Here is a 10619-nt window from a genome sequence, read left to right as displayed (position 1 = left end):
TGAGCACGCCGACCGCCTCGAAGGCGCAGGCCGCCAGGGCCGCCCGCCAGGCCGCCGGCCTGCGCCGGGCAAGGCCCGCGCAGGCCACGAGATAGACCAGCGCCGCCGCCGCCGAGAGCCCGTAGGCCAGCGGCGCCCGCTCCCAGCGCGTGACGATCTGGTACAGCGCCCGCGCCCCCGCCGCCAGGGCGAACAGCCCGTAGATCGCCACCAGCAGCCGCGCGGCGTCGCCCGGCCCCTGCCTGTGCGACGCCGTATCGTGATCTGTGTCGGTGTCCATATGGCCCTATCATACCGCATGCCCAGGGGCGCGTGCCGACCGCATGTGAAAAACGCGGCGCGCGTGCGGAACTCCCGCACGCGCGCCGCGTTTCGCCCTACTGCACGTTTCGTCCTACTGCACGTTGATCGAGATCTGGCGGGGCTTGACCTCCTCGGCCTTCGGGAGAGTCAGGTTGAGCACGCCGTGCTCCAGCTTCGCCACGATCGCGTCACCCTTCACAGTGCTCGGGAAGGTGATGCTGCGGCTGAACTTGCCGTAGCGGCGCTCCACGCGGTGGTAGTTGCGCCCCTTCTTCTCCTCATCCTGCTTGACCTCGCCGCTGATCGTCAGCACGCTGTTCTCAAAGGTCAGCTTCAGATCCTCGGCCTTCATCCCGGGGACGGCCACCTCGATCTCGTAGGCGTCGGGCGTCTCGCTCAGGTCGAGGACGGGGGTGAAGCCCTGGCCGTTCCGCGCTGTCGCGACGCCCGGCACTAGGCTCTCCTCGAAGAGCTGGTTCATCGCCTCACGCAGGCTCATCGCGTCCTGAAACGGATCCCAACGAGTGATCGTCGCCATCGCTTTCCTCCTCAGTGTCCTATGTCGTCTACTGTATCTACACCATTCCCTTGCGGGTACGTGCATAGGATAGCGCGGGAGTGTTAGATGGGCGTCTGCGCCCTGTTAGAGAAGTGTATGCGTTATGGCCCCTTGGGGAACTGCGCCGCGCCACTGCGCGAGACGTTGTCGCCGCCGATGATCCCGCTGTCTTGCAGGATGTTGCCGTAGCTGTCGGTGACGCGGAAGGTATATGGCCCCGGCCCCATCCCGTTTGGCGCCACGAAGTAGTTGTAGTCGAGCCGCTCCACATTCACCCACTGGCCCTGGCTATTCTGATACTCCAGCTTGGCGATCGGGGTGCGGTGGTTGCGGATCTGCACGGCGGTCCACCACTGGTTGCTGCCGTCTTTGAAGTGGTAGCTGATCGGCCCGCTCAGGCTAGGGCTGACGATGCGCCAGCTGATCGGCACGCGGCCGAGGTTGCGGTCGGCGATCAGGTCGAAGGCCTCGGGGCTAAGGTCGAGGTGCCAGGAGCCGCAGCCGGTGGTGGGGCTGGTCGGGTTGTCGGGCACGTCGGGGCACTTGTCGACGACCCGCACCGTGATGGTGCCCTTCGGCCCGGTGACCTCGGCGTAGGCCCCGCAGTAGGCGGCCGGCTGGGGGTCGCTGTAGTTCAGGTAGCTGATCGCGGCGACCATCAGGTCGCCGGGGATGGCGTCGAAGGCGCAGTTGCCGGTGCCGTTGGCCCCGAAGTAGTAGGTGGCCTGGCCGGTGTGCAGCGGGTTCTGGGTCGGTGGCGTGGTGGTCGTTGGCGCGGTGGTCGCGGTGGTGGCGATCGCGGGCACGGTCACGAGCGGGAGGTAGACGCTGTTGGTTGGCGCGGCGAAGGCCCAGGTGATGCCGATCAGGGCCGCTGCTGCGGCCGCGATGATCGCCCGATGGCGTATGGTATGCATGGTGCTTCCTCCGTTAACTATTTTTTAACTTAACGGAGGAGGCCACCTTTTTCGCATGCAGGGCCGGCCGCTACTGGCGATCCTCGTCCCCTATCGGGAGGGTGATGATGGCGAGGGCGGAGACAACATAGCAGGCAGTGGCAAAGATCAGCACCGGCGTGAAGCCCCAGCGCTCCTGGGCGATGCCGCTGATCCAGGCCGCGGCGGCCCAGCCGCCGGCCCAGAGCACGCTCATCATGCTTGTGGCCATGCCGCGCTGGCGCGGGGGTGTGGCCCGCATCACGAGGGCGTCGTTGAGCGGGAAGCTGGCCGCCATAAAGAGGCCGCGCAGGAAGAAGCCGATCGCGGCTGGGACGAGCGACGGCACAAGCATCAGCGCCATGGCCGGGGCGCACCCGAGCCGCAGCAGGGCTGCGGCTCGGCGCAGGCCAAGCCGCGCCGCCACCGGCGCGCCCAGCAGCCCGCCCACGCCCATGCTGAGGGCCGTCCACGCCAGCACCGCGCCGACGGCCGCATCGCTCATCCCGAAGGTGTTGCGGAAGAAGAGGTTCTGGAAGGGCAGAAAGGCCCCGCCAGCCAGGCCCAGCATCAGGCCGGCCAGGGCGTAGCGCGCCAGCATCCACATCGGGAGCGGGATCGTGGGGGCCGGCGCGGCGCCCACCGGCCGATCCGCCGTCAGCGCGGGCATGCGCCCGATCACCGGCAGCATCGCGATCACGCTCAGCCCGACCACCACGGTCAGGGCGATCCGGTAGGCCGCCGTATCCTGTGGGCCGACGTGGATGGCCCCGGCGGCGAGGCTGGGCAGCAGGCCGCCGACGGCGCTGCCTACCAGGCCCACCATCAGGGACGCCGAGGCGTTCCAGCCGAAGATCGTCGCCCGCTGCTCGTCGCTCGTCACCCCGGCCAGCAGCGGCGTGACCGCCGAGGACGCCAGGATGTAGGCCCCGCCGATCACAAACTGGATCGGCATCATCACCCAGAGCGAGGTGAACTGGAGCATGAGCACCCAGCCGGCGCTGTAGACCGCCAGCCCAATCAGGATCGCGCGCTGTGCGCCGGCGCGGTCGATCAGCAGGCCGAGCGGGATCCCCAGGAGCATGCCCGCCGCCCGCCCGATGGTTGAGAAGAGGCCCGCCGTGGCCGCCGTGTAGCCGAGCGACACAAGGTAGAAGTTGAAGAGCAGATCCGCGACGCTCAAGGCTAGGCCAAAGACAGAGCTGTGTAGCAAGATCCTCCACACCGGCGGGCTGATCTTGCCCCGCGTGGCGCGCGCGCGCACGGCGACCATACGTACTCCTTGAAGATAGGGGACAGGGGACAGGGGACAGGCCGGGGTGTTCGTGTGCGACGTGTCTAAACCAAATTTAACTTTTCTAGGGTAGCAGATCAGCCCGCCGCTGCGGATCAGCATCAAGGCGGATCTACGCTGATCGGGAGGTAGGCGTGAGCTGGATGCATCGCCCCGCGCCCACAGGTAACGCCATTCATGTAAAATGTCCCTACCTTTCGCCTGTACCCTGTACCCTGTACCCTGTACCCTGTACCCTGTGCCCTGTGCCCTCATGCCAAGGAGCGCCCACATGACACATCGACGTACGCTACGCTGGATCGTCCCGCTCTTCATCATCGTCGCTGTCGCCTCCCTCGCCCCCGCCCCCGCCCCGGCCCACGCCGTCTCCGACCGGCCGATCATGGCCTTCTACTACCCATGGGCGCGCTGCGCCGGGCGTCGGCCTGCGCCGACGCCGGATCCGCCCACGAAGGTGGCCGGTCGGCCGCAGGCCCCCGCGACGCGGCTTCAGCCGCCAGCGACGTTGCACATGCCCTGGCCCTTAATTACCCGACCCCAACCTCTCCCCTGACGTATGGTAAGATACGCCGCAGCATTCATCCCCCAGCAGTTAGAGAGAAGGAGTTGCGGCGATGGGCCTCATGGAAGGCAAAAAAGGGCTGATCCTCGGACTAGCCAATGATCACTCGATCGCATGGGGCATCGCGCAGGCGCTGCACCGTGAGGGCGCCGAGCTCGGCTTTACCTATGTAGGTGAGACCCTGGAGCGGCGCGTGCGCCCCCTGGCCGAGAGCCTCGGCGCGAAGATGGTCGAGCAGTGTGATGTAAATAGCGACGAGGAGATCGCCGCCCTGATGGAGCGCACCCGCGAGACCTTCGGCCAGATCGACTTTCTCGTCCACGCCGTCGCCTTCGCTAAGAAGGATGAGCTGAACGGCCTCTACACGCGCACCACGCGCGAGGGCTTCCTCCTGGCCATGGAGGTCAGCGTCTACTCGCTCACCGCCCTGGTCAAGGCTGCCGACGAGCTGTTTGCGCCGAACGCCTCCATCCTCACCCTCTCTTACCACGGCGCCCGCAAGGTAATGGCCAACTACAACGTGATGGGCGTCGCCAAGGCGGCCCTTGAGGCCAGTGTCTACTACCTGGCCGATGACCTCGGCCCGCGCGGCATCCGCATCAACGCGATCAGCGCCGGCCCCATCCGCACCCTCGCCGCTAGCGGCATCGCCGGCTTCCGCGCGCTCCACAAGGCGTTCGCTGAGGTGGCCCCCATGCGCCGGAATGTCACCATCGACGATGTGGGCAACGCCGCCGCCTTCCTCTGCTCCGACCTGGCCAGCAGCATCACTGGCGAGATCATGTATGTCGACGCCGGCTTCAATGTGATGGGCGCGCCCTCATCGGATTCATAGCTGCGCCCGGAAGGGGCGCGCCGGCCATGCGCCGGCCCCGATGGCCGCACGGCGGTCGCTGGGGCGGCGCATGGCCGGCGCGCCTTCTGATACCACTAGGGAACATGTGAAAGACGCACCACATCAGCGCCGGCGCTTCGCGCCGCTGCAGAATGCGGCCCCCCCCCTGCTGATCTACCTGACGCTGGCCGTCCTGCTGACATGGCCCACCGCGCTGCGGCTCACCACGGCTGTGCCGGGCAACGCCTATGACAGCTGGCAGAATATGTGGAACTTCTGGTGGCTGCGGAAGGCGCTTCTGGCGGGCGACAACCCTTACTTCACCCCCATGCTCTACTACCCGCAGGGGGCCTCGCTGCTGCTTCAGACGCTCAACCCGCTTAACTTCCTGGTCTCGCTGCCGGTCCACGCGCTGCTCGGGCTGGTGGCGGCCTACAACTTCGTCGTGATCTTCTCGCTGACGATGGGCGGCCTCTGCACCTACGCTCTTGCCCGCGATGTCGGTGCCCTCCGGCCGGCGGCTCTCGTCGGCGGCGTCGTCTTCGCCACGAGCGGCTACCTGCTGGCCCAGGTGATGGGCGGCCACACCCATATGATGGCCGCATGGCCGCTGCCCCTGGCGGTGCTGGCCCTCCGCCGCGCCCAGGCCAGGGTAACCCCCTGGCGCGTGACGCTCGCGGGCCTGTCCATCGTGCTTAGCCTGCTGTCCGACTGGCAGTACCTGCTCTTCGCGCTGATCTGGGCCGGCTGGTACGCGCTGGCCCAGATCTTCCGCCGCCGCGACGTGCGGGCTGCCCTGCCGGCAATCGCCGCTGTCGCCCTCGCGCTTGTGCTGATCTCGCCGCTGATCATCGCCACGGCCCGGGCCTCGGCTGGCGTGCCCACCGCCGCCAGCGAGGGCGGCCCCGACTTCCGCCGCGAGCAGTCGGTTGATGTGGCCGACCTGGCGATCCCCAGCCAGCTCCACCCGCTCTGGGGGCTGGCCGCCGAGCGACTCCAGAGCTACAAGGCCACCACGCATATTCAGAACAAGACCGCCTACCTCGGGCTGGTCACCGTGCTGCTGGCCGCGCTCGCCCTCCGCCGGCGGAAGGGGCGCTTCTGGCTGATCAGCGCCATCGTCTTCATCATCCTGGCGATGGGGCCGACCCTGCAGGTGGCCGGCTGGCAGAGCGGCCTGCCACTGCCGGGCGGACTGCTCTTCGAGCTGCCACTGATCCGCATCTTTCGCTACCCGGTGCGCTTTATGGCCCTGGCGATGCTGTCCCTGGCGGTGCTGTCCGCCCTGGGGACGCAGCGCCTTCTGGCGATGATTCGACACCGGCGATCTGGCGGCGCCTGGGCGTTCGCTCGCCGTCGCCCACGTCTTGTCGCCGCGCTGCTGGTCGGCCTGATCGTGATCGATAATCTGACCATCCCCTTCCCGATGGCCGCAGTCTACATCCCGCAGATCTACGCCGAGATGGCGGCCGACCACGAGCAGTACGCGGTGCTGGAGGCTCCCTTCTACTACTTCAGCAGCTCGGTCTATATGCTCTATCAGGTTGTCCACGATAAGCCGCTGGTGGGCGGGTACACCTCGCGGCGTCTGCCCTATGCGCTGCTCGACGAGCTGCCGATCGTGCGCATGCTGGCCTTCGCCGCACCCGCGCCAGATATCGTCGGCCAGGATATGGAGCGCATCGCCCCCAGCGTCTTCTCCTACTTCAATATCCGCTACGTGATGCTCCACAGCACCGGCGGCGCGCTGCGCTACAGCATGATGATGCGGGTTGCCTCGGCCGCGGCCGGCGGCGCCCCGCCTCGTCGTGAGGTGTCGTCTGTGGTGGCTTCCGACTCCGCCAGCGCGTCTGGGCTGCGCCGATCATTCTGGGTGCAGAGCGAGGAGGCCGCAGGCGCGGTGCTGGCCTACAAAGTCGTCGAGCCTGCCAGTCCGGTGCCCTTCCTCGGCGTCGGTTCCGGCTGGGGCGACCCGATGGCGGCGGACGACGGGGGGGTGACGCGGACGGCGGCGGGCGCGTCTGGGCTGACGCTCTATAGCGCATTGGCGCATGAGGCGACGCTCTCGCTCGACATCGTCGCCGCCACGCCCGGCCCCCTGTCGATCAGCGCCGACGGCGCGCTTCTGGCGCAGGTCGATCTAGAGGGAGGGCGTCAGCAGGTGCAGATCTCGCTCCACGTGCGACCCGGCGAGACGCTCATTCGCCTCTCGCCCGCCAGCGGCAGCCTGACCCTCGCCCACGCGGCGATACAGTAGCGCACCGTGCGGTCGCGTGCCGGCCGGGCCTACGATGCCTCGGGTGTGGCCTGCATCCTCGGGCGGGCGGCTGAAGCTGCGACGGGGGCGGCCTGCTCCCGCCCGCAGCTTCCTTTGCAGGATGGTTCACCCCCCCCGGCAGCGCCCTTCGGCTGGCACGGCTGGCGGCTGTATGCTACAATGCGCCCGGATTGAACGATAAGGGAGGGATCACACGATGCTTACATCTGTGGTGGTGGTGGCCAGCGACGCAGACACCCAGGCGCGGCTGGCGGCGCTTCTGCCGAGCGACTCTGTCACGACAATAGCCGCCCCTGACAGCATCCCCGCCGAGATGCCGAACCTCTTCGTGATCGCCCTGCCCGCCCTGGAGACCCCCGAGGAGCAGGTGATCGAGCGGCTGCGCGCCGATGGCGCGACGGAGTCTATCCCGATCATCATCGTGAGCGCCCTGCCTATGGTCTATCTCCAGTCCGTCCCCTACGCGAGCGATTGGACGATCGCCATCGTTGAGGAGCCGGTCCAGGCCGCCGTTCTCGCCGACACGATGCAGTTTCTCCTCAACCCGGACGGGTAGCGCCTCCGGCGCGAGTGGTTCGTCTCTTGTGTCTCGTGTGTGCCCGGCAGGCACAGGCCGCAGCCGATTGCGGCGTGCGGCTCAGGCGCTCCCGCCGCCCCCCATTTCTGCCCCTCATGATCTAAGTCGCCTTACTCATCGAGCGGGCTACGCACCCCGAGCCCCCCGCGATTCAGCACATGCGTGTAGATCATCGTCGTCTTCACATCGGCGTGCCCAAGCAGCTCCTGAACCGTCCGGATGTCATAGCCGCTCTCGATCAGATGTGTCGCAAAGCTATGCCGGAACGTATGGCAGCTCGCGTGCTTCGTCACCCCGCTCGCCCGCACCGCATCCCGCACCGCTCGCTGTAGCGCGCTCTCGTGGATGTGGTGGCGGCGCACCGCGCCGCCGCGCGGATCCTCCGAGCGATGCTCGGCCGGGAAGACATACTGCCAGCCCCAGGCCCGGGCCGTGCCCGGCGACTTCCGCGCCAGCGCAAATGGCAGATACACCTCCCCAAAGCCCTCCGCCAGATCCCGCCGGTGGAGGAGCCGCACGCCCTCCAGATGCTCACGTAGCGGCCCCGTCAGGCTTCCCGGCAGCATCGTAACCCGGTCATGCATCCCCTTACCATCGCGCACCGTCAGCTGATGCTGGTCAAAATCCAGATCCTTCACCCGCAGGCGCATACACTCCATCAGGCGTAGGCCACTCCCATAGAGCAGCTGCGCCATGATCTGGTACACCCCAGACAGCTCCGCGATCACCGCCCGCGCCTCCGCCCGCGTCAGAACCGTCGGCAGACGATGCGGCTTCCTCGCGGCCTCGATCCCTTTGAGATCCCCAGGGTTAGCCAGCAGCAGCTCCCGATACAGAAAGAGCAGCGCGCAGCGCGCCTGATTCTGCGTCGATGCCGACACATTCAACTCCACCGCCAGGTGGTTCAGAAACGCCAAAATCTCATCTGCGCCCATGTCTCGCGGGTGCCGCTTCCCGTGGAAGATGATATAGCGGCGCGCCCAATCCAGATAGCTCTCCTCCGTACGCAGCGAGTAGTGGCGGCCACGCAGCAGCTCGCGCAGCTGCTCCAGAAGTGGCTTCTGCGGCTGTTCCATACAGTGCTTACCTAGAGAAAAGAAATAATGTGCTAAACAGCGTCGATTATAGCACACCCCGCCCCGCGCGTAAAGTGCCCGCCTAGCCTTGGTAATACTACCAAATATACTACATATTATCATTCGTCTACGGTAGACGGCACCCACAGCACCACAACGTCGCCACAAGGAGTGCAGCGATGGCCAAGCGACAAACCCTCATGGCGCGTGCGATCACCGCAGAGGAGCGAGGCATTCTCGAAGTCTTCGCCGACAGCTACGGATACGCGCCCTTCGCCGAGCGGCGCAGCCGCATCCTCCTCGCCAGCAGCGAGGGCAAGCCCCCGCTTCAGATCGCCGCCGAGCTCAGCGTCGACGACGAGACCGTCCGCCGCGCCATTCGCGACTTCAACCAGCGCGGCACCAATGCCCTCATCGAGGGCTCCCCCAAGCCCCATCGCACCGGCGACCTCTTCATCCCCGGTGGGCGTGAGCGCCTCCTCGACATCCTCCGCCGCCCCCCCAAGAGCTATGGGCTCTCCGGCGACGAGTGGACCCTCGAGCTCATCGCGGATGCAGCCTTCGCCGAGGGCCTCACCAAATCCCGCGTCAGCGACGAGACCATCCGCATCGCCTTCATCCGCCTCCACATACCCTGGGGCCACTTCAAGCGTATCATGCGCCGCGAGAACCGCAAAGCCCCTTCGCCATACCGTCGCATGATCACCCTTCGGAGATAGGCTATTCGGCCCGGCCCAGGGCGGGCGGCTGCCTTCGCCTTAGCGGATGGCCCAGACGACGATGGTGCCGAGGCGGGACCCGAGCGCGATCACTCCGGGGCCGGCGGCGAGGCTACTGAACCTGGGGGCTGCGGCGTCGGCGTAGGGCTGCAGGGACTGGGCGGGGCCGCGCCAGACGCTGGGGCCGGCGTCGCTGAGGGTGACGATGTCGCCGCTGGGGAGGCTGGCGAATTGGATGATACCGGGGCTGAGGATGGGCACCGCGGCCCCAAGGCTGGCCCACGCGTAGAGCTGTCCATCGTAGGCGCGGGCAAGCATGCCGCCGGCGGCGGTGAAGGCAACCCGATCAAGCGCCTCGACGCCGTCGATGGGCCGCCGCTCGATCAGGGTGAGGTCGGAGCTGCGCCAGAGACTGATCGCGCCCTCGTTTCCGGCCACGGCGATGATCTGGCCATCGGGCGAGAAGGCGATGTCGGAGAGGATGGGGTCGATGCCCTGGGCGGCGATGCTGCGCTCCTCGACGCCCTCGGGCACGCGCCAGAGGCGGATGCTGCCGTCGCGGCCCGCTGAGGCGAGTCGCGCGCCGCTGGGGCTGAAGGCGATGCTGATGTTGCTGGCTACGTGCCCGTGGAGCTCGCCGGCCGGCTCGCCGGCGGGGAGCCGCCAGAGGCGGATGCTGCCGTCGCGGCTGGCGGAGGCGAGCGTTGCGCCGTCGGGGCTGATGGCGAGGTCGCTGATCTGGCTGCGCTGGCCGGGGATGTGTGCGAGCGGCGCGCCGCTGGGATCTCGGATGTCGATGGCCCCGCCCTCGTCTCCGCTGATCATGAGCGCGCCGTCGGGGCTGATGGCGAGGGCGGTGATCGCGCCGATGTCGGCGAGCACCTCGGCGGGCATGCCGTCTGCGCGCCACGTGCGCAGGCTGCCGTCCGCTGCGGCGCTGAGGATGCCGGCGCCGTCGGGGCTGGTGGCGAGGGCGGTGATGGCGGCGGTGTGCCCAGGGATCTCCTGTGCGAGCGAGGCGTCGGCGAGGCTCCAGCGCAGGATTCCGCCGTCGGCGAGGCCCATCAGGGCCTGCGCGCCGTCGGGGGTGAAGGCGATGCGCTTGGCGGGGGCGAGGAACCGCGCGCCGTCGTCGATGCTGAGCCAGTGGAGCTCGGCGCCGCTGGCGACATCCCAGATCCAGATCGCGCCCGGCTCGGATCGCCAGCCCTCGGATGCGGCGGCGATGGCGCCGCTGTCGGGGGAGAAGGCGACGGCGGACACGACGCGCAGCCCGACGCTGAGGCTCTGGAGGGCGACGCCGTCGGCGAGCGCCCAGACTGCCACGTTGCCGCCGTCGTCGCCGGCGGCGATGAACTGGCCGTCGGGGCTGAAGGCGACGCTGGTGAAGGATCCTGGCACGATCATGCCGTCGTCGGGCTGGGGCAGGCGCAGCTCGCTCAGCACCGAGCGCTCGGTCGACCTGGCGTCCTGGTGTTTCG

Annotated in this window: 10 protein-coding genes and 1 pseudogene; 5 read left to right on the top strand and 6 right to left on the bottom strand. The window is 67.9% G+C overall.

Annotated elements, in window-relative coordinates; all coding sequences use genetic code 11:
• The 4 genes and pseudogenes from K2Z83_RS01930 to K2Z83_RS01915 form a co-directional block, all read right to left on the bottom strand.
• Positions 1-280: pseudogene (locus K2Z83_RS01930) on the bottom strand (hypothetical protein); the annotation flags it as partial.
• A 114-nt stretch (positions 281-394) separates the two neighbouring features.
• Positions 395-841, bottom strand: coding sequence for an Hsp20/alpha crystallin family protein (locus K2Z83_RS01925; protein WP_220593509.1), 447 nt, complete (start codon positions 839-841; stop codon positions 395-397).
• Between the two features lie 122 nt (positions 842-963).
• Positions 964-1779, bottom strand: a complete 816-nt coding sequence (locus K2Z83_RS01920) for an expansin EXLX1 family cellulose-binding protein (protein ID WP_220593508.1) — start codon at positions 1777-1779, stop codon at positions 964-966.
• Positions 1780-1849: 70 nt separating this feature from the next.
• On the bottom strand, positions 1850-3070 hold the full coding sequence (locus K2Z83_RS01915; RefSeq protein WP_220593507.1) for an MFS transporter: 1221 nt from the start codon (positions 3068-3070) through the stop codon (positions 1850-1852).
• A 292-nt stretch (positions 3071-3362) separates the two neighbouring features.
• Between K2Z83_RS01915 and K2Z83_RS01910 the strand changes: the two genes are divergently transcribed.
• The 4 genes from K2Z83_RS01910 to K2Z83_RS01895 all read left to right on the top strand — a co-directional run bounded on the left by K2Z83_RS01910 (position 3363) and on the right by K2Z83_RS01895 (position 7322).
• The gene (locus K2Z83_RS01910; protein WP_220593506.1) at positions 3363-3644 is read left to right on the top strand and encodes a hypothetical protein; all 282 of its coding nucleotides are present in this window, start codon (positions 3363-3365) and stop codon (positions 3642-3644) included.
• A gap of 61 nt (positions 3645-3705) precedes the next feature.
• Entirely contained in the window at positions 3706-4488 is a 783-nt protein-coding gene (locus tag K2Z83_RS01905; protein WP_220593505.1) for an enoyl-ACP reductase, read from the top strand.
• A gap of 106 nt (positions 4489-4594) precedes the next feature.
• Complete coding sequence (locus K2Z83_RS01900; RefSeq protein ID WP_220593504.1) at positions 4595-6745, top strand: hypothetical protein; 2151 nt, start codon at positions 4595-4597, stop codon at positions 6743-6745.
• 217 nt (positions 6746-6962) lie between these two features.
• Positions 6963-7322: a hypothetical protein gene (locus K2Z83_RS01895; protein WP_220593503.1), complete on the top strand. Its 360-nt coding sequence runs from the start codon at positions 6963-6965 to the stop codon at positions 7320-7322.
• Between the two features lie 131 nt (positions 7323-7453).
• Here the strand turns inward: K2Z83_RS01895 and K2Z83_RS01890 are convergent, their stop codons facing one another.
• A complete protein-coding gene (locus K2Z83_RS01890; RefSeq protein WP_220593502.1) occupies positions 7454-8419 on the bottom strand; it encodes an integron integrase in 966 nt (321 codons plus the stop codon).
• Between the two features lie 179 nt (positions 8420-8598).
• Here K2Z83_RS01890 and K2Z83_RS01885 point away from each other — a divergent pair, with 179 nt between their 5' ends.
• Positions 8599-9138, top strand: a complete 540-nt coding sequence (locus K2Z83_RS01885) for a helix-turn-helix domain-containing protein (protein WP_220593501.1) — start codon at positions 8599-8601, stop codon at positions 9136-9138.
• 39 nt (positions 9139-9177) lie between these two features.
• Here the strand turns inward: K2Z83_RS01885 and K2Z83_RS01880 are convergent.
• Positions 9178-10619 (bottom strand): WD40 repeat domain-containing protein (locus K2Z83_RS01880; protein WP_220593500.1); only part of this gene is annotated, 1442 nt, incomplete at its 5' end.

Origin of the sequence: Oscillochloris sp. ZM17-4, from assembly GCF_019599295.1 — a bacterium.
In the GTDB taxonomy this organism is placed as follows: Bacteria; Chloroflexota; Chloroflexia; order Chloroflexales; family Chloroflexaceae; genus Oscillochloris.
The sequence above is the reverse complement of the archived record's forward strand: the minus strand, read 5'-3'. Positions and strand labels throughout refer to the sequence as shown.

Bases quoted from the DNA above. Each gene is read 5' to 3' on its own strand.
- K2Z83_RS01925 (WP_220593509.1), bottom strand. From the start codon at position 841: ATGGCGACGATCACTCGTTGGGATCCGTTTCAGGACGCGATGAGCCTG.
- K2Z83_RS01920 (WP_220593508.1), bottom strand. From the start codon at position 1,779: ATGCATACCATACGCCATCGGGCGATCATCGCGGCCGCAGCAGCGGCC.
- K2Z83_RS01915 (WP_220593507.1), bottom strand. From the start codon at position 3,070: ATGGTCGCCGTGCGCGCGCGCGCCACGCGGGGCAAGATCAGCCCGCCG.
- K2Z83_RS01910 (WP_220593506.1), top strand. From the start codon at position 3,363: ATGACACATCGACGTACGCTACGCTGGATCGTCCCGCTCTTCATCATC.
- K2Z83_RS01905 (WP_220593505.1), top strand. From the start codon at position 3,706: ATGGGCCTCATGGAAGGCAAAAAAGGGCTGATCCTCGGACTAGCCAAT.
- K2Z83_RS01895 (WP_220593503.1), top strand. From the start codon at position 6,963: ATGCTTACATCTGTGGTGGTGGTGGCCAGCGACGCAGACACCCAGGCG.
- K2Z83_RS01890 (WP_220593502.1), bottom strand. From the start codon at position 8,419: ATGGAACAGCCGCAGAAGCCACTTCTGGAGCAGCTGCGCGAGCTGCTG.
- K2Z83_RS01885 (WP_220593501.1), top strand. From the start codon at position 8,599: ATGGCCAAGCGACAAACCCTCATGGCGCGTGCGATCACCGCAGAGGAG.